This is a genomic window from Flavobacterium macacae, assembly GCF_003865365.1.
Taxonomy (GTDB): Bacteria; Bacteroidota; Bacteroidia; order Flavobacteriales; family Flavobacteriaceae; genus Flavobacterium; species Flavobacterium macacae.
Genome location: NZ_RQVR01000010.1, coordinates 93813 through 111389 on the forward strand (window position 1 = coordinate 93813; position 17577 = coordinate 111389).

Sequence of the window (17577 nt, forward strand, 5' to 3'; positions counted from 1 at the left end):
GTGCCCTCGAAGCTGCAAATGCTTCGGACAGTGTATATTAATTTGTTAAAATTGCATATATTTGATCACAGATTCCACATGTGTGGCTATCTGCACCCGCAAGCAAATGAGTCTAGACCTCCAAAATGTACTTCAATATTACGAGCCCCTGCTACCGTCAAGGGAAGATGGCATGGTGGTGTTCCTACTGAACCATAAAATCATCGAGGGTGAGATAGACGAACAATTCACCTACGGTGATTTCAAGCAGGCAGTAAGGCAAACCGCCGACCTGGGGTCCTGGACCGTGCCGCACTCTGAGGCCGTCCTGAAAAACCTGCTCAATTATTTTATTGAACGCCCCCCCGACCAGAAACAGCGTTACAAGCTGACCGAATACGCCCTGAAATTCATCGCGATGGTCGACCAGAAACTGAACAATCCGTACAGAAAGTTTCCGCTACGTGAAAGTTTTGAGCGCTACACCAGCTTCAACGCCGGCGAGATTCAGACCATCAGCCAGTTCGAGAGCTGGTTCCAGCAGGGATTTAACAACACCACCAAGCAAAGCATAATTGATCACCTTGAGGCGCTCAAGGACGATGTCAACCAGTCCATAAAGGACCTGAACCTGCTTCTCTATAACGAAAGCGAAGATATCCTGGAAACCATTTCGGAATTTACAGAAATCTTCAAGGGATTGAATGAGAAGACCGAAGAGATCCGCGACACCCTGCGTCTGGGCAACAATCTGGAAAGGGAAATCAATGCCGTGGTAAACTATTTCTACGAGCGCGCTGATTCCTTCCAGCCCGGAAGCCAGGTAACCGGCACGGATTACCTGCAGGCCATGGAGGACTACCGTAAGTCCGAATCCATCCAAAGGGAGGTGCGGAATTTCTTCCTGGTGATCGACTCAAAGATTGGCCAGCTCAGGGAAAAGATCATATTTGCAAGCAACAAACTGAACGACCTGCAGCACAACTTCCGTTACCAGAGCAATTACAAGCTCAACATCAAGCGGTTTTTGGACTTTGTACTGTCCGAAGCCGGCTACTCCAAGGATGGTCCAGTAATGCCCGCAGGATTTCCTGTCAAGTCGATACCTTCGGAAAAGTTCAAGTATACCATCGTGCACTACCTGGAAGTGTTTTTCCCTATCAGGAAGATGGTACAGCAGCTTCCCCTGGACAGGGAGTACCAGCACGCGGAAAGGAAAAAGATAGAGAAGGAAATTACGCGACAGCAGCGCATTGCGGCGCTTGTGTCCCACTACAAGCAAAAGCTGCAGCAGGCAAAGGAGATGGACTTCACCAAGGAGTTCCATGCGATGCTGGAACAGGACGGTGATGTTGAAGTCGCAATCAACGTGAGCTACGAAATGGTAATATTCGCACACAACTCAAAGGAATTCAAACTGATAATCGACCCAGGACTTCTGGCAAGCTCGGGTGCAACCAACATACAATCATGGCAGACGAACATCATTCAAAAGTAGATTTTGCATTCCTGTCGGAGGAATTTGTTCAGCATCACTTCGCTGACCTTAACATTGAACTGCTCAGGGGCGCCCACATCCAGAAGGACGCCGTATACCTATACGCACTTCTTCAGGAAAAGGAAATACCGTTGCGGAATTATTACAGCTCGCTATATGGACTGGAACTCGTGCGTGACTTCAACGCAAATGAGACCTATTACTACCTGGATTTTACCGAGCAAGGTAAAGGCAAGCTCTCCAGGCAGCAAAGGCACCGCGAACTCACCCCCCTGAATATCGTCATGGGCATACTTTTGCTGAAGATGTATTACGACAAATATTTTGAATATCAGAAGATGATACAGTGGACCGATATCGAGCAGCAGATTAGCGATTCCGAAAACAGTGCCCAGCTCAAATCTGTCTTTTTCGAGCAGGTGCGTGAGTTCTACTCCGAGGCGGAATGGCTGCTGGTGCGCAAACGCATAACCGGATGCCTGAGGGAGTTCGAAAACCTGGGCTGGATTACACGCAGCCCTTCGCATAGCCCCGAAGAGTTAGCATTCACCATCAGGGAAAGCATACACAGGTTTGCCAAATTATACGAAAAGGAACTGGTGCACTTCGACGACTTTGTGGCCGCCTATCTAAAACAATCAAAATGAACTATCCAAAAATATATTCCCTCTCGACTGTAGGGATAGTCAAGCATTACAACCAGGATTATCTCTTCCACCCCGAAAGGACTGATTTTACAGGAAACAACGGCGTCGGAAAATCCATACTTGCCGACCTTATACAACTGATATTTATATCGGATGACAGCCTTATCGAATTCGGGACAGACAGTATGGACAAGGACGGCCGTAGTGCCTACACGCTCCCAAAAGGAACAAGTGAGGCCTATGCCTTTATGAATATTGAGGTCGAAGAGGGTGCCTTTGTCACCATCGGAGTATGCATCCCCAACAAAAAAAGCAGAAGGCTCAAGCCCTTTGTCATCCTGCGCGATACGGACCTTAACAAGGATATAAAGGAATTGTCCTTCGCTTCCTCCAAGCTTCCCACGCATGCCTCCTTTATCCACGAGGGGGAATTCCTGGGCCTTGAGCAGCTCACGCGGCACCTGCGGGACAGGCACTCCCTGTACATGCAATATTTCGTGCATGCCGAAGACAAGAGCAACTATTACGCGTTCCTGTACAAGAAGGAAATACTGTCGATCAATCTAAGCATCAGGAGCAATCTAAAATCATTTGCGAAGATTATCCAATCCTTCTCAAGGGCGAAATCCCTGAACATCAAAAATTCTCAGAACCTCAAGGACTTCCTGTTTGAGGAATCTGAAAAAAGCTATCAGGAAACCTTTGCAGCCCACAAGACTGAACTGGAAAAACAGCTTTTCGATTACAAAAGCCTAGAAGTGGAAATCGGACAGCTTGAGTCCAAACAGCAAAGTCTCGTAGAATTGAAGGAAATGCAGGAGCAGGCCGGTGCCTCCCACCTCGCCTACCTGGGCTACAAGCTGCGATTTGAATCGGCCAGCATCTCGACTTTCCAAACCAAATACAAGCAGGGCCTGGATATACTTTCTGATTTCCACAAAGAATGCCTGTGCCTCGAAGACCGTGCTCCACGCCTTTCGGGAGTGCTGTTGCAGATGAAAACAGACAGCGCATCTTTAAAGCTGATGACTGCAGCGCTGAGGAAATTCCAGGAGCACCAGCAGCAAATAGATGCACTGACAGACGAGCACGGTAGGCTGTCCGCGTGCGAGGCACCAGAGATAGGGCAAATCGAGGCGTCCGATGTTGACATCGATGATTTCCACACCGACGAACTCCTGAAAAGGATCTACGAATTCAAGTCCATATTTGGAAAATACCTTTCCTTGTCAGCGATGAGCCAGAAGGTCGCAGAGCAGAAAAACATCATACAGGAGCAGCGCAGCAGTATTGAAGGCCAGATCAAGAGAAGCAACGACATCCTCTCCCTTATCATGCACAACAAGAAAGACACCCTCTTCTCAAAAATCCTGGAACAGGAAAAGCCCCTTTCAGAGATGCAGGAGGCCGTACTGTTCGGATTGCTGTCCACAGCTTGGGGAAAGCCCGACAACCCTTTGGAACAAAGTACGTATACCCAAAATCTGGAACTGCTCTCCGAGCATAATATTGAGGCCGACCCGCAGGCAGGAGGCTATTGGCTGGAGCTTGGCCACTTGCGGCAATACTTCCCGAAGCTTCAGCAGTCCAGGCTTTTCAACGACACCGGCAAACTGGCGGAAGCATTTGCCAAAAGGCAGGCGGAAATTGAAACAGCTATCGCCGGCTACAGCAGCCAGCTGGCAGAATTGGAAAAATTTGAGAAGGGTTTTTCCTTCGATCCTGAAATAATAAAGGTCGATTATGATTTCGATCCGCAGCTGAAGGACTTTTCCGCCTACCAGCATTTTGAAAAGACAGCCCAGCTTATCGTCAACCTGCACAGGAGATTTGAACGTATAGAAGAAAAAAAGGATATACTTCTTGAAGCTCAAGCTGCCATCGAATTTCCGTACAAGATCTCCAAAAACCGGGATGCGGAATATTTTGAAAACTGCAGCGAACAGAAGGCAGAGGCAATCACCCGTTGCACAGCCCAGATCGCAAAGGAACAGTCCCGGTTAAAGTCCTTGAAGGATGACCTGATTCCAGTGAAGAGCGCTGGCAATGAAACCGACCAGAAGGGTCTTGAGATGGCCCAGGCAAATTATATCCAGACCCTTTCCGATTTTGAAAAGCTTTACAGCAAGGAGCAGCTGGCGGCCACCGAAGAGATTGTCATTTCCCGCGAGGACCGCACGCAACAGTTTTCGGACGCAAACCAGAAGGCGAAGCAGGACTATGTAAGCGAATATAAGATGGTCCTCTCACGGTTTGAGGACACCGCCGGAAGCAACATGGAAATCAGGGAGCAGGTCCGCGAAGGGAAATTCAGCTTCCATGTCTTGGAACTGGGACTTCTGGGACCAAAAATCCGGTATACAGACAACATTGCAGAAAATGTGCGGGAACTTAATCGGGTGCGCCTCGGCATAGTAGACACCATTTTTGAAACGATGCTGAAAATATTTGTCCAGACCAGGGATAAGTACGAGCTGTACAGAACGACCGTGAGGGACCTGAACACCTTTTTCAAGCGCACTAAAATTAGCAAGAAGCACTACTTCCAGATTCATTTTGTTCCGCAGAAGGATTTTTCGATTGACTGGATCTACCAGTTGCAGAATCACAGCACGGCGGCCTACAAGACAGGCGAACTGGCTTTCTCAGATATTACCGTGGAAAATTTCGTGGAAGATTTTTTCAGATCCGCGACCGGCTACCGCCGTAGGATCAACTTCAGCGAGCTGCTCGATCCCAAGACCTATTTTGCGCTTGAGGCCAAGCTTGAAAACGAGGCCGGAGACAAGGAGACACCCGGAAGTACCGGCGAAACCTACGCGGCAGTGGTCCTACTTGGCATAGGCAGGCTTTCCAAGGTCCAGACCGAGACCCGCAAAGGGATCAAGTTTATCATATTGGAGGAGACGGCGAACCTCGACGCCACGAATTTCAGCACGTTCCCAGACCTTGCAAATGAACACGGCTACCAGATCATTACAATGACCCCAAAACCTTATGGATCCGATGCACAGGGCGGCTGGATCTTGCACCACCTTATTCCCGGTATCGAAGACACGGACATCAATTTCCCAGTGTCAAACAGTTACTTCAAGACCAATACCGAATCGATTCCCTTGGACCAGCATCCCTTAACAACCAGCCTATGAATTGGACAGTATTGAAATCCCTGGACGAAATCTATCGTACCGGAAAGACAAAGAAAAAGACTTCGCTGCTTGAGGACCAGGATATCCTGCACCTTCTGAAAAATACAAAAGAACTTGGAGAATACAGGAATGACCTGGTCAAACGCGACGGCTTCGACCTCCTCTATGAAAATCGGTTCCTTTCCAATTACGGAAGGTACTTAACATTCTTGGAATCACGTGGCCTGCTCAGGCCACAGAGCCGTTTCCAGGAAAGCGACCTGAAAATCCTGATGGATCTCGATGAGCGTATGGAAAACGGAGAGCTGGACCCGATAAGGGCGCAGATAATATCCAATGAGGAGACAGTCCGCGGTGTATCCCAGATGTTCTTCAGGGATGAGAAATACCTCGAAGGCAGGTCCTCGCTCGTCGACGCGGTCAAGCAGATTCTGAAGATCGATACATTGGCAAACGATAAGGACCAGCAATACCTATACGTCCTAAAATGCCACGCCCCGCAACGGATTGTCCTGTGCGAAAACCTGGACTTCCTCAAAAGGCCGACAGCACCAAGGGCCAACAACGTCGAGTTGTGGTACGCCGGAGGAAAGAATATAGCGAAGCTAGATTATACCGGAACCCCCGAATGGCCGGTCTACTATTCCTGCGACTGGGACTATGACGGAATGAAAATCTTCGAGGCGGTTAGTGAAAAGATAACTGGGATCCAATTGCTTATACCCGACGGCACCCCAAGAAGCATTTCCGTCACCAAGCACGCGAGCCTATGGAACAACGAGCCCCTCTCCGGATTGGACCCATGCCTATATTCGGAGCGAGCCAAGGAGCTGATATCAGAGCTGATCGAAAATGACCAATGGATCATGGAGGAATCCAACGATCTCTTAAAAATGCTCGGCCTACGCTGAATTGCTGCTTATCGCCCTGGTAAACAATCTTGGATCAGCCTGCCGAGGATCCGACCGAAGTGCTACAGAGGTTAAAAGAAAAGATGCGGGGTACGGATTCGCAGAAGCTTGAAAAGGCAGTGCGCGACTATGGAAGCCTGGATACCAAAAAAATAGCAGTCATCGATGCAGGGAGAAATACTCCCTGCATACCAGACCCAAACCAGAACGATTTCGATGCCACCCAATCAGAAATCGGCCATTTTATGTGCCGGCAAGCACCGTCACACCAATGTCCGATCAGATGTCAGTACAGACACTGTAGACACTAATAGTATACAATCCTCCAATTATAGCAGGCCTCCGCTGGCGGTAATCCTTTCTCCTGTCACCCATCTGGCGTCATCAGAGGCAAGGAATACGGCTACCCTTGCGATATCTTCTGGCTGTCCGACACGCCCAAGTGGCGTCATCGAAACCATCTGCTTCTCAAGATCCCCGCCTATGATCCCCGCCGTGTGGTTGCCCTCAGTGTCGGTAACGCCTGGAGCTATGGTATTCACACGGATATTTTTTGGTCCCAGTTCCTTGGCCAGGACCTTTGTGAAGGTATCTACAGCCGCCTTTGCACTGCAGTATACGATAAGGCCGGGCATCGGATTTATGCTTACCGTGGAGCTGATGTTGATGATGCTGCCGCCGCGTTCTCCGAACATCCCCACAGCTTCTTGCGAACACATCAGGTTGCCAAGTACATGGGTATTGTACTGTCTGTGGAAGCTTTCTTCGGAAACCGCCTCCAACGGTTCGAATGCAAAGACCCCTGCGTTGTTGACCAGAATGTCCAGCCCGCCAAATGCATTGGCCGCCTCGCTGAAGAGCCTTTTCACATCCTCGCTCTTTGTCACATCGCATTGGACTGCCAGGGCACTTCCGCCATTTCCGACAATCTCTGCGACGACCTTCTCTGCCCCGGCCTTGTCCGTTGCGTAATTGATCACCACTCTTGCGCCTTCCTTGGCAAACGCCTTGGCAATTCCTGCTCCGATTCCTTTTGATGCGCCCGTAACCAACGCTACCTTGTCTTGTAATTTCATGATTTTAAGAATTAAATATTTATATTTGTATCACAAAGATACTATCGATAGTATCCATTGTATACACTTTTAAAGAATAGTGGTTTCCAATTGGTAACCAGAAAATTATAATTATGAAGGACGAAAGATTCTGCATTTCGCAATGTTCTCTCACCCGCGCAATCGGCACCGTGGGCAGTAAATGGAAGCCCATAATACTCTATGTGATGCAATCCAGGACAATCCGCTTTGGCCAGCTCGATGCCATCATTCCCAATATTACCCGCAAGGTACTTACACAGCAGCTCAAAGAACTTGAGGAAGATGGCATTGTCCTTCGCGTCGCCTACAAGGAAATCCCTCCAAGGGTCGAATACCGGCTCAGCGACAAGGGGCTGGCCTTCCTTCCGATACTGGAACATATAAAGTCGTGGAACGACCAGCATGAAAGAAGGGTGCCGAGCTGCGAGGGAAAATTCCACAGGCTGGAATCCTAGCTACCCTCCATTTCCCCAGTCCGATTTTGTCTTGCCAAAACCTGTTGGCAGCTCCCACGCGATATGTTTGGGTTCACTGTCGTGAACCAGCCTCAATTGAAGCGGTACGTTGCTTATGCCTTTCGACCGGATATGACCTGTAGTCGGAAGGTGCCATCCCGCACTGGTTCTTAAAGAAACGGCTAAAGCCCTGCAGATTTTTAAACCCGAGCTCGTATGCGATCTCCGACACATCTTTTTTGCTGTTGCGCAGCAGCCTCTTGGCCTCTACCATGATGCGGAGATGTATCAATTGAAGCGGTGGCTTCTCTCCTATCTCCTTGAATCGGTTGGCAATCGTCTTGGGGGCCCGGTTCAGTACGCTGGCGTAATAGTAAACTCCGTGCTCGCGCCTGAAATGCTGCTCTACGAGATAGTTGAATTTTTGAACCAGGACATGCTGCCCGTCATCCCTACCTTCCATGCGCTGCTCTTTGCAGAGGCGGGTGCACAGTGCCAAGATGCCTGTCAGCTTAATCTGCAGCCTTTCAACCTGCGGGCGGCCTCCAAGATTCGGTTCCATGTCGGCTATCTGCCAGGCGTCATCCATCGCATTGACTTCTGCAGCTTCAACATGCAACATCGGAATACTTATCCTGGCCTGGAAAGGCAAGCCCGTGCGGCAAGTTGCGCCGTCGCGCTTCAGCATGCGATAAAATTCAGCGTTGAAACGCAGCAGCTTAAATGAACTGACACTATCATACCGTACACGATGGAATGGCGACAGGGCAATAATCTGGTTCGGACCGAAGGTATGCGCAATGCCGTCTATTGTCAGCCTGCTGCCATCCGAATGGAACCATAGGAGCTGCAGCGTACCATGGACCATAGGACGCAGGCCTTTCTGGCTATGGGATGTGATAGCGTGAAATTCAAAATATTCGTTATGTTTTCCCAGGTAGATCATATTTTTAGAGTTTAAGCCGATAACCAACGTGGTTGATCGAATCCCCGTAATTTTATCATTGGGCCGGAGCTATCCTCGGTCGATTTTGGCGCGTAAAAAGCCTCCGCGTACCTAATGCCTGCAGGATACCCGGGGCGCATTGCTATTGCTCCGTCTCAGACTGCTGCTGCCTGATAATGCTGACATCCCTGGCCGGCGGGCGCCCGAACTTCCGCGCATACTCTCGGCTGAATTGTGAAGGACTCTGATATCCGACCCAAAACGCGGCGTTGGCAACATCTATATCCTGCGATATCATTATGGAGCGTGCCTCAATAAGGCGCAACGATTTCTGGAACTGCAGGGGGCTCATGGCAGTGACGGACTTGAAATGGGAATGGAATGAAGAGACGCTCATGTGGGCCACCTCGGCGAGCTCCTCCACAGTTATGGTCTGACGGAAATCCTTTTTCAACTTGCGAATGGCGTTAGCGATGCTCTCCATGCGGCTTCCCTTCCTCGCTATCTGCGCAATCACGTCTCCATAATCATTGCACAGGGCCCGATAAAGCACCTCACGCATGGTCTGGGTCGCCAGCGCTGGGATATCCGCCGGCGAATTCATCAGCCTTGCAAGCCTTAGGACGCTGTCATGCATGGGTTTGTCGAACTCCCCAACAAATATTCCCCTCTTGGTCGTGGGTGTTTCCCCTACATTCAGATTGGTATGCAGCAGCAATTCAGAGAGAAGCTTGAGGTCGATGTCAATTTTCATCAGCAGCGCTGGCTTTGCCCTTGATGCCTTGGTTATCCTGTACATCAGCGGGAGATCGACTGAAACTGTAAGGTATTGGGAGGGCATGTAGCGATAAATCTCGTTGTCAAGCATCACCTCTTTCTCTCCTTGTACGATGATGCACAGGCACTGGTTGTAGAAATACGGAACCGGCACGTCCATTACCGAAGACCTGAACAGTGATACCCCAGGTATTTTGGTCTGTGTCAGGCCGTCCCTAACGGCATGCTTGCTTATCAGTGCAAGTAGTTCATTGTTATGTTCTTGCGGGATCATGGCATACTATTTTTTACACCTGTAATCAATTGGCCCCAACGCACGGCCAATGGCACACGCTGCCAATATTTGATGGAATTACAAGATTTGGTTGCTATTTAAAAACGGATGCGGTTTGCAAAGGGAAATCAACGACAAGATAAGCAGCATGAAAACCTTGCCGGCGTCTTCTCAAATTTCCAACATATTCATACACAGCTCGTTTTACAGCAAGCTGGCGCAGCACGTTTTGTCACTAAATGTAGACTAACAGACTCTTCGGCAAATGCACATTAGTCTTAGAAAATTGCCTATTCCTACAGTGATACATCCCTGTAGCTTGATATTACTGTCTGTAACATCATAATGGCATGTCGTAGGAGGAGGCATATGTCCCGGGTGATCGCAATTTGTAAAAAATTACAATCCTTAAATTTTCCAAACGTATCGGGCCGGGGCATTGATGGTTGATCTGCTGCAATGGATACGAAATCCGATCATGGGCTTTATCGCCAAGACATCTATTTGCGGTGTTTTAGTTTTGGTTTTACCTAACCTGCGAACCCACGTGTCAGACCTGAATTGGTTGTGCTTTCCTGGTGGGCGGCAGGTGTACCAACGGCCTGGTATTTCCAAATCCGAAGCAAAGCTTTAAGCGTTTCTCTTTCCTTAATATTATCGACCGTTGCCTTGCACCATCCAGATGATCAGGCCGCTTGCGGCCAGTCGTCCGCAAGATATGAACTCACTTCTCCAAGCTAATCCTGAAATCAGAGGGTGAAATCCCTGTCTGTTTCTTGAAAAAACGGCTGAATCCCTGTACATTTTCAAAATTTAGCTCATAGGCGATCTCAGAAATATCCCTCTTAGTGTAATGCAGCAGCCTTTTCGATTCTAACAATATCCGATTGTGGATAACCTGTAGCGGAGATTTCTCTCCTATCTTGTTAAAGGTATTTGTAATTGTCTTGGGTGATTTGTGCAGCAATGCCGCATAGTGCGCTACCCCGTGGAATTCCCTGAAATGTTTTTCTACCAGGAAATTAAACTCTCGTACCAGATCGTGCTGGCTGTCATCTATGCAGGCCATATTGTCCTGCTTCTTGTAGATCCTCGTGCAGAGTATCAGCACCCGCTTCAGTTGCATCTGGAGCATTTCAAGCTGCAGGCTGTCCTTCATTTCAAGCTCCATGTCGGTGACATCCCACGCATCATTCATTACCGCAAGGTCATTCCCCTCAATCCGTACCACTGGAATCTTGGCCGGTGTATAATAGAGTATGCCCTTGCAACCTACCTCACTGTCATGATTCAGCACGCAGTAGAATTCCGCATTGAAACGCAGCATCTTCATGGAACTTATCGCCTCATATTGCACCTGGTGATGCTGCGAGAGGCTGATGATCTGATTTGCATCAAAGTTGTGCGATATCCCGTCTATGGTGATCCTGTTGCCATCAGATAAAAACCACAAGAGCTGTAAGGCACCGCTCACAATAGGCCTGTAGCTCCTGTATGTTTTATCATCCACGGTCTGGATTTCAAAATATTCGTTCTGCCTTCCTTGATAAATCATCGTTTCTGTTTCTTTGGTTAAAATCTGTGCCGGGCCCTAAACCCTTCTGATGGAATAGGGCACTCAACACTACCACATATACACTTGGGATTTGCACAATTTGATTACTTGAAGCGGGCCTACAGGAAGGTCCCGAATCTCTCAAAGTGGCAGGTATATCCGTTGGGATACGTTACCAGATAGTCCTGGTGGTCGTCTTCGGCGGGCCAGAACTTCGTGAAGGGCTCCAGCGTGGTCACCACCTTCCCTGGCCATCTTTTTGATTCGTCAACTATCCGGATCATTTCCATCGCATCGCTCCTTTGCTCATCGTCCTGGATAAACAGTGCCGAACGATAGCTGGAACCCCTGTCATTGCCCTGCCTGTCCACAGTGCTCGGGTCATGGATCCTGAAAAAGTAATCCAATATTTCGCTGTACGATGTCTCATTGGCATCGTATGTAATTTCCAGGCCTTCGGCATGGTTGGGATGGTTCCTGTAAGTAGGATTATCATTCAGGCCTCCCAGATAGCCAACTTCAGTATCTTTCACGCCGGGGCGCACACGAAATAGATCTTCCATTCCCCAGAAGCAGCCACCTGCCACATATGCTTTTTTTAAATTTTCCATGTTTCTATATTTATTTATAATTATTACTTGTTCAAGAAGCTGCAATTTTTTCATCAACCCTTATGGATTGCACATCCTAATTCTTATTGGCTTCCATTGCCATTACCCTGGCCTGCAATTCTCCCACTGTTGGAAGCCCCACCGTCTTGTCCACCACCTTCTGGTTTTGGAAATAGACTACCGTAGGAACGGTCCTTATGCCGAATCGGGAAGCGAGCTCGTGTTGGTCGTCAATATTGACCTTTATTACATCCGCCCTCCCTTCAAATTCTACAGAGAGGCTGTCCAATGTTGTCAGCAGCGCCTTGCACGGTCCGCACCAGTCTGCATAAAAATCTGCGATGACAATATTTCCCTGCCCAACTACCTGATCGAATTCCTGCATGTCATTAATAATCCTCATTGTTAGTGTTTTAAATTATTGTTCCTTTATGGTACAAATTTACTATTTAACTGCAGCTGTCGTCTTATCGGTTTTACCCGACGTATTGGCATTTTTTCCCAACTTGAAGAAAGACAGGCCGCCGCAGATGGCAGTCTTCATCTAGGGAACAATTCCTGTTTCTTCAATGATTGCATAATCCAGCCGCAGCAGTGCACGGTCAGGGTCTGAGCCAAATATCGATCGTATAACCTTTCCCTCTTTGTCTAGAAGTATCCAGTGCGGTGTCCCTGCGGCCTGGTAATCATGGAAGGTGGTGGCAAGTCCGGAATCTCTGAAAAAAGGAAATCTTGCGTGCAATGACTGCAGTTTTCCCGCAATCTCTTCGTCACTGTATTCCGGTCCTTCAAAATTGCTATGGATGCCCAGTACGCTGATCCTTTCGCCATGCTCATATACCATCCTGTTTGCAAACGGTATGGCCCTTCCCGTGCAACCTGGGCACCCCAGATAGAAAAACAATATCAGTAGCGGCTTTCCCCTGAAGTCCGAAGGATTCGGTACTTTGTCGCTTCCCACGCTTTCCAGATGCCATGGCTGGATTTCATTGTTTAAGATTTCCATATAAGATTATTTTAGATCAAACCCCGGTCTAAACTGCCGGGGAATCATATCAGACTAGATTTTTGTTACGTTCAATAATATTCACCTGCAGCCGTCAATGTGCATGGCTATCCGAAAACATGGATTGTATCTGCCTGATCATTTGATGGGTAAAGCCCCACTCGTTGTCATACCAGGCCATTATCTTCACCAGGTCACCGTCGACAACCCTTGTCATCTCCAAATCTATCGTTGCGGCGAAAGGACTCCCGATGATATCAGTCGATACCAACGGATCCGATGTTACCGCAACTACTTTTTCATACCTTGCGGTAGCGCATTCCTCGGTCAGTATCTGATTGATCTCCTCAACGGTCGTTGCCTTTTCGGCGATGAAAGTAATGTCGGATATTGAGCCTACGGGAACTGGCACCCTTAGCGCAATGCCGTCAAATTTTCCATCATATTGCGGCAGTACCCTTGTTGTGGCTATTGCCGCACCGGTAGCAGCGGGCGCAATGTTGAATCCAGCTGCCCTGCCCATTCTAGGCTCCCTTTTTGACGGAGCGTCAACCAGGGCCTGCGAAGCAGTATAGCCATGGATGGTATTAAGTATCGCTTTCTTTATACCAAGCCTCCTGCCCAGTATTTCGATAATTGGACTGATGCTGTTCGTTGTGCAGCTCGCGCAGGAGAAAATGGAGACTTTGCCCGTTTCCGTATTTACGCCATGGACCACCGTAGGGGTGTCCTTGGTAGGACCCGAAATCACCACCGACCTGGCACCTGCCGAAATATGTTTTTCCGCATCACCCTGGCTTGTGAACAGGCCCGTGCTTTCAATAACCACGTCAATATCGAGGTCTTTCCAGGGCAGGCCTGTAATATCACGGATGCTTGAATACATGATGGCCTTCTCACCGACAAAGATCCTATTGCCTTCGTGTCTGATATCCTTTGCATATTTTCCATAGTTGCTGTCATATTTTAGAAGGTACGCTGCATTCTCTATGTCCATCAGATCGTTTATGGCAACAACCTCCAGGTCGGTGGTATCGAAAATTACCTTCAGTGCTGACCTGCCTATGCGGCCGAATCCGTTGATTGCTATTCTTTTCATAATGATATGTGTTTAATTGTTGTTCTGTTTTAATTATCCCCGTAAATAAAAATAATCTGACGCTCCGGAAACGCCATTGTAGCGCTTTTCTTTATCCCCCCGATCGCCGGTGCTTCTAATGACTTGGTAGCGGCAAGCATGCAAACCTTACAAAAAATAAAAAAAAGAAGTATTACCTTCTTTTCTATTACTGGCCATTCCCATCTCCAAGCCTTTTCTGCGGCTAAAACAGCCACCTTTGGCCATAAGGCTATGGCCTGGGTCAGGCCAATATCGAATTCATTTGTGAATGCTTGATGCCAGGGGGTGGCATCCGTTCCTCGCACGCGAGCAGCCCCTATCAACGTACTGTCTTGTCAGGATCAAAGTCAAGACTGATGGAATTCATGCAGAATCTTTTGTAGGTCGGGGCGGGACCGTCGTCAAATATATGCCCGAGGTGGGCATCGCATCGCCCGCAGAGTACCTCGGTACGGCTCATTCCAAGGGACCCGTCTTCCTGATACCTTACACTGTTCTTCTTTAGCGGCTCATAGAAGCTTGGCCAGCCACAACTGCTGGCAAACTTTGCATCTGATCTGAACAGCTTGTTGCCGCAGGCAGCGCAGTAGTAGGTGCCTTTTGTACTGCTTTTCAGATACTTCCCCGTAAAGGGCCGTTCGGTATCCTTTTCCCGGGCTACGGCATACAGATCCGCTGGCAGTATTTTCTTCCACTCCGCGTTTGAGATGTTCACCTTCTTTGTATCGGTAGTCGAATAATATGGATTCTTCTTGTGTCCCTTGTCCGACTTAAGGTTCTGGGCGTAGCCCCCAATTGAAATCGCTGCCATTATGCAGCCCAAAATTATTTTTTTCATGCCTTTGTTTTTTTTTAGTTGATACTATATTGGCTCTAACCGGCTTGGGAAAAATCGCACTGCAGGCTTTCCCGTACCTGCTAGACTTATCACCTGACCGATGCCTGCTTTGCAAATTCAATCAGCCCGTTGCCATCGACATAACCAACATGGTCGGCTATTATATTTCCCTTCTCGTCAAGGATAAGCAGTGTGGGAAGGGCTTCAATCTTCCATCTTTTTGCCAGGTCGGTGCCCTCGCCCTTTTCAATATCAATTGCGAGGTTGATGAAATTTTTGTTGAAGTAGGCTGCCGCCTTTGCATCCTTGAAGGTAGTCTTCTGCAATTGCCTGCATGGCCCGCACCACGTGGCATAAGCGTCAATAAATATTTTCTTGCGAGATGTCTTTGCAAGTACCAGCGCCTGCCTGTACCCTTTCGTGGTGAAGCTTATTTCAGTAGCTGCAGTCTTCTTCATCTGTGCAGAGGCTTTCCACACGGGCGCGAGCAATACGAAAAAAAGGACCGTAACGACGAGTGCGCTGAACTTTAAATTTTTCATGATATTATTTTTTAGATTGTCGCTGCAATAGGGCTGAAAGGAGCACCAGTATCATTTCCCGTTCAGAAATTCCCATAATTCTCAGGATGCCGCAACCTCTATCGTACGCGTATCCGGAATTGAAATTGCCGCCACATTAAAAGTATTCAATGGTTTCGCGTCTTTACAATTCTGGGGCTTGCGGGAAATCCACTGGGATTTTTGTCATATTGTGCAGGTAATTCATCGCGGTCTTGTCGCTGATCTGGAGTACCAGATCCACAAGGTTTTCATTGGTATAGCCCTGCTGGAAAAACGCTGCCGCGCTTCCGGCATCGACACGGCCCCTGTTTTCGGTAATCTCTGCTGCAAGCCGAACCAGCGCATTGAGCTTTTCGTTTTCACTGCGGCCCTTGCGAAGATCCAATATCTGCTCATCGTTGAACCCGTTCATCTTGCCCAGGACTGTGTGCGCGCTTTGGCAGTAAACGCATCCGTTTACTTGGCTTACAACCAGATTGACGGCCTCCTTCTCTTTATTGGAAAGCGAGGTCTTGGCATTCTGATAGGCCAGATACCTGGCTAGGCCATTTCCTGAGTGGCCGATGGTGGCATAAAGGTTCGGGACAAAGCCCAATGACTTCTTGAGGGTGTCAAAAATTTCCTGATTTGCGGGACTTACCTGTTCCCTTGTAGGAACCTTGGTTACATTTTCCATTTTTATTTCATTTTAATATTAGTGATTTGTTTCCGGTTCGGAAGCTCCTATCGATCCCTCCTTTTTTACTTGGTCCGCTTTAGCTTGAAAACCTTACATATAGGTATTGTTATTGAATATTTGAGAGCGTTGTCAAAGACGGACGGCGTAATCGGTCTTCGGAAGTGCGAAGAAATGGATCCGCATTATTTCGACCCGTGTTCGATGCCTGATAGAAATCGCTCACAGTCCAGTGCCGCCATGCATCCGCTGCCGGCAGCGGTCACCGCCTGCCTGTAGGTAGGATCCTGCGCATCGCCGCAGCAGAATATCCCTGGTATATTGGTCCTGGAAGATTTTGGAGCCGTAAGGATATAACCGTTGTTATCCATTTCTATCCAGTCCTTAAATACCCCCGTATTGGGATTGTGGCCAATGGCTACAAACAAGCCGGTAACATCCAGTAACCCTGACGCATTGGTACTGTTGTTGTATATCGTGACCCCGGTAACAGCCCTGCCGTTTCCCAGGATCTCCGTGGTTTCCGTATGGTACAGCACCTCTATGTTCGGAGTGATCTCTATCTTATGCGCCATAGCCTTGGAGGCTTTCAGCTCACCTTTTCGCACAAGCATGTACACTTTCCTGCAAAGCTTGGCAAGGTGCGTTGCTTCTTCAGCAGCAGTGTCGCCAGCGCCGACGATGGCGACATCCTGCCCCTTGAAAAAGAAGCCGTCACATGTGGCACATGCCGATACGCCCTTGCCATTGTACATCTGCTCGGATTCAAGGCCCAGCCATTTCGCTGTCGCCCCGGTTGATATTATCACCGAATCGCAAAGGATGGTTACCTGGCCGTCCGTCGTGACCTTGTATGGCGGGGCTGAAAAGTCTACCGCGGTAATTATGCCATTTCTGATGTCGGTACCAAACCTTTCAGCCTGCCTGCGAAAATTTTCCATCATGTCAATGCCCATAATCCCGTCTGGGTAGCCAGGATAGTTGTCAACCTCGGTAGTCTGTGTAAGCTGGCCTCCCGTAGTCAGGCCCGTGTAAAGGACAGGCTCCAGATCTGCCCTGGCCGCATAGATTGCTGCCGTGTATCCTGCCGGCCCCGAGCCAATGATCATGCATTTGACGTGTTCGCTTCCCTGTTCCATATCTATTGGTATTTAGTGATGTTACTATTCATAATATTATGCGATCGATGCAGCTTTTTCATCGGCAATCTGCCTACGTCTGCAGTCCCCTGCCCTGTGCGCGCTTGATTTACCGTCAACTCTTCAATCATCGCTCTGCAAAAGCCAATAACCAATGCCGTCATAAATGCTATGACACATAATTTATAGATCCAGATCAATAATTTAAAACTGTTTCTCATTACATTAGATTTTAGCATAGTCGGCGGGGTTGATGTGCTGGTATAAAAGCCCAAATTTTTCCACCAATAAACCGCCTCCGATCCTCTGCAATTTTAGTCGCCACAGCAGATGATT

Annotated in this window: 19 protein-coding genes; 6 read left to right on the top strand and 13 right to left on the bottom strand. The window is 48.5% G+C overall.

Annotation, left to right across the window (positions count from 1 at the left end; all coding sequences use genetic code 11):
- Positions 1–61 precede the first annotated feature (61 nt).
- From EG849_RS09855 to EG849_RS09870, 4 genes are read left to right on the top strand one after another with little or no spacing between them, the layout of a single operon-like run.
- Positions 62–1477: a hypothetical protein gene (locus EG849_RS09855; RefSeq protein ID WP_233581775.1), complete on the top strand. Its 1416-nt coding sequence runs from the start codon at positions 62–64 to the stop codon at positions 1475–1477.
- Complete coding sequence (locus tag EG849_RS09860) at positions 1450–2124, top strand: condensin complex protein MksE (protein WP_125012920.1); 675 nt, start codon at positions 1450–1452, stop codon at positions 2122–2124. The genes EG849_RS09855 and EG849_RS09860 overlap by 28 nt, the downstream gene beginning before the upstream one ends.
- Positions 2121–5273, top strand: coding sequence for a hypothetical protein (locus EG849_RS09865; RefSeq protein ID WP_125012921.1), 3153 nt, complete (start codon positions 2121–2123; stop codon positions 5271–5273). Before EG849_RS09860 ends, EG849_RS09865 begins: the two co-directional genes overlap by 4 nt.
- On the top strand, positions 5270–6184 hold the full coding sequence (locus EG849_RS09870; protein ID WP_125012922.1) for a hypothetical protein: 915 nt from the start codon (positions 5270–5272) through the stop codon (positions 6182–6184). The genes EG849_RS09865 and EG849_RS09870 overlap by 4 nt, the downstream gene beginning before the upstream one ends.
- A 329-nt stretch (positions 6185–6513) precedes the next feature.
- Here the strand turns inward: EG849_RS09870 and EG849_RS09875 are convergent, their stop codons facing one another.
- A complete protein-coding gene (locus EG849_RS09875) occupies positions 6514–7260 on the bottom strand; it encodes an SDR family NAD(P)-dependent oxidoreductase (protein ID WP_125012923.1) in 747 nt (248 codons plus the stop codon).
- A gap of 113 nt (positions 7261–7373) precedes the next feature.
- Here EG849_RS09875 and EG849_RS09880 point away from each other — a divergent pair, with 113 nt between their 5' ends.
- Entirely contained in the window at positions 7374–7736 is a 363-nt protein-coding gene (locus EG849_RS09880; protein WP_125012924.1) for a winged helix-turn-helix transcriptional regulator, read from the top strand.
- Positions 7737–7809: 73 nt separating this feature from the next.
- Here EG849_RS09880 and EG849_RS09885 read toward each other — a convergent pair whose 3' ends face one another.
- Both EG849_RS09885 and EG849_RS09890 read right to left on the bottom strand, forming a co-directional pair.
- Complete coding sequence (locus tag EG849_RS09885; RefSeq protein WP_125012925.1) at positions 7810–8682, bottom strand: helix-turn-helix domain-containing protein; 873 nt, start codon at positions 8680–8682, stop codon at positions 7810–7812.
- Positions 8683–8824: 142 nt separating this feature from the next.
- Positions 8825–9733: an AraC family transcriptional regulator gene (locus tag EG849_RS09890; protein WP_125012926.1), complete on the bottom strand. Its 909-nt coding sequence runs from the start codon at positions 9731–9733 to the stop codon at positions 8825–8827.
- 567 nt (positions 9734–10300) lie between these two features.
- On the opposite strand from EG849_RS09890, the gene EG849_RS15605 reads away from it, so the two are divergent.
- Positions 10301–10474 carry a hypothetical protein gene (locus EG849_RS15605; protein WP_158611935.1) on the top strand — a complete coding sequence of 58 codons (174 nt, stop codon included), beginning with the start codon at positions 10301–10303 and terminating at the stop codon, positions 10472–10474.
- Here EG849_RS15605 and EG849_RS09895 read toward each other — a convergent pair.
- From EG849_RS09895 to trxB, 10 genes are all read right to left on the bottom strand, one after another.
- Entirely contained in the window at positions 10458–11288 is an 831-nt protein-coding gene (locus tag EG849_RS09895) for a helix-turn-helix domain-containing protein (RefSeq protein ID WP_125012927.1), read from the bottom strand. The two genes, EG849_RS15605 and EG849_RS09895, sit on opposite strands and share 17 nt — an antisense overlap.
- Before the next feature lie 119 nt (positions 11289–11407).
- Positions 11408–11899: a peptide-methionine (S)-S-oxide reductase MsrA gene (msrA, locus tag EG849_RS09900; RefSeq protein ID WP_125012928.1), complete on the bottom strand. Its 492-nt coding sequence runs from the start codon at positions 11897–11899 to the stop codon at positions 11408–11410.
- 76 nt (positions 11900–11975) lie between these two features.
- Entirely contained in the window at positions 11976–12302 is a 327-nt protein-coding gene (locus EG849_RS09905; protein WP_125012929.1) for a thioredoxin family protein, read from the bottom strand.
- 141 nt (positions 12303–12443) lie between these two features.
- Positions 12444–12905, bottom strand: a complete 462-nt coding sequence (locus EG849_RS09910; RefSeq protein ID WP_125012930.1) for a peroxiredoxin family protein — start codon at positions 12903–12905, stop codon at positions 12444–12446.
- Positions 12906–12999: 94 nt separating this feature from the next.
- Positions 13000–14004 (bottom strand): type I glyceraldehyde-3-phosphate dehydrogenase, encoded by a 1005-nt coding sequence (locus EG849_RS09915; RefSeq protein WP_125012931.1) that lies wholly within the window; start codon positions 14002–14004, stop codon positions 13000–13002.
- A gap of 29 nt (positions 14005–14033) precedes the next feature.
- Positions 14034–14348: a hypothetical protein gene (locus EG849_RS09920; RefSeq protein WP_125012932.1), complete on the bottom strand. Its 315-nt coding sequence runs from the start codon at positions 14346–14348 to the stop codon at positions 14034–14036.
- Positions 14345–14863: a peptide-methionine (R)-S-oxide reductase MsrB gene (msrB, locus tag EG849_RS09925; protein WP_125012933.1), complete on the bottom strand. Its 519-nt coding sequence runs from the start codon at positions 14861–14863 to the stop codon at positions 14345–14347. Before msrB ends, EG849_RS09920 begins: the two co-directional genes overlap by 4 nt.
- An 89-nt stretch (positions 14864–14952) precedes the next feature.
- Positions 14953–15405 carry a thioredoxin family protein gene (locus EG849_RS09930; RefSeq protein ID WP_199732269.1) on the bottom strand — a complete coding sequence of 151 codons (453 nt, stop codon included), beginning with the start codon at positions 15403–15405 and terminating at the stop codon, positions 14953–14955.
- Between the two features lie 163 nt (positions 15406–15568).
- On the bottom strand, positions 15569–16102 hold the full coding sequence (locus EG849_RS09935; RefSeq protein WP_125012934.1) for a carboxymuconolactone decarboxylase family protein: 534 nt from the start codon (positions 16100–16102) through the stop codon (positions 15569–15571).
- A gap of 185 nt (positions 16103–16287) precedes the next feature.
- Complete coding sequence (gene trxB / locus EG849_RS09940; RefSeq protein WP_125012935.1) at positions 16288–17241, bottom strand: thioredoxin-disulfide reductase; 954 nt, start codon at positions 17239–17241, stop codon at positions 16288–16290.
- Between the last annotated feature and the right edge of the window lie 336 nt (positions 17242–17577).

What these genes read in the sequence shown, in the direction of transcription:
- EG849_RS09905 (WP_125012929.1), bottom strand. Translation starts at nt 12,302, where the DNA reads ATGAGGATTATTAATGACATGCAGGAATTCGATCAGGTAGTTGGGCAG.
- EG849_RS09930 (WP_199732269.1), bottom strand. Translation starts at nt 15,405, where the DNA reads ATGAAAAATTTAAAGTTCAGCGCACTCGTCGTTACGGTCCTTTTTTTC.
- EG849_RS09875 (WP_125012923.1), bottom strand. Translation starts at nt 7,260, where the DNA reads ATGAAATTACAAGACAAGGTAGCGTTGGTTACGGGCGCATCAAAAGGA.
- EG849_RS09870 (WP_125012922.1), top strand. Translation starts at nt 5,270, where the DNA reads ATGAATTGGACAGTATTGAAATCCCTGGACGAAATCTATCGTACCGGA.
- msrB (WP_125012933.1), bottom strand. Translation starts at nt 14,863, where the DNA reads ATGAAAAAAATAATTTTGGGCTGCATAATGGCAGCGATTTCAATTGGG.
- EG849_RS09915 (WP_125012931.1), bottom strand. Translation starts at nt 14,004, where the DNA reads ATGAAAAGAATAGCAATCAACGGATTCGGCCGCATAGGCAGGTCAGCA.
- EG849_RS09910 (WP_125012930.1), bottom strand. Translation starts at nt 12,905, where the DNA reads ATGGAAATCTTAAACAATGAAATCCAGCCATGGCATCTGGAAAGCGTG.
- EG849_RS09885 (WP_125012925.1), bottom strand. Translation starts at nt 8,682, where the DNA reads ATGATCTACCTGGGAAAACATAACGAATATTTTGAATTTCACGCTATC.
- EG849_RS09880 (WP_125012924.1), top strand. Translation starts at nt 7,374, where the DNA reads ATGAAGGACGAAAGATTCTGCATTTCGCAATGTTCTCTCACCCGCGCA.
- EG849_RS09895 (WP_125012927.1), bottom strand. Translation starts at nt 11,288, where the DNA reads ATGATTTATCAAGGAAGGCAGAACGAATATTTTGAAATCCAGACCGTG.
- msrA (WP_125012928.1), bottom strand. Translation starts at nt 11,899, where the DNA reads ATGGAAAATTTAAAAAAAGCATATGTGGCAGGTGGCTGCTTCTGGGGA.
- EG849_RS09865 (WP_125012921.1), top strand. Translation starts at nt 2,121, where the DNA reads ATGAACTATCCAAAAATATATTCCCTCTCGACTGTAGGGATAGTCAAG.
- trxB (WP_125012935.1), bottom strand. Translation starts at nt 17,241, where the DNA reads ATGGAACAGGGAAGCGAACACGTCAAATGCATGATCATTGGCTCGGGG.
- EG849_RS09860 (WP_125012920.1), top strand. Translation starts at nt 1,450, where the DNA reads ATGGCAGACGAACATCATTCAAAAGTAGATTTTGCATTCCTGTCGGAG.
- EG849_RS09935 (WP_125012934.1), bottom strand. Translation starts at nt 16,102, where the DNA reads ATGGAAAATGTAACCAAGGTTCCTACAAGGGAACAGGTAAGTCCCGCA.
- EG849_RS09890 (WP_125012926.1), bottom strand. Translation starts at nt 9,733, where the DNA reads ATGATCCCGCAAGAACATAACAATGAACTACTTGCACTGATAAGCAAG.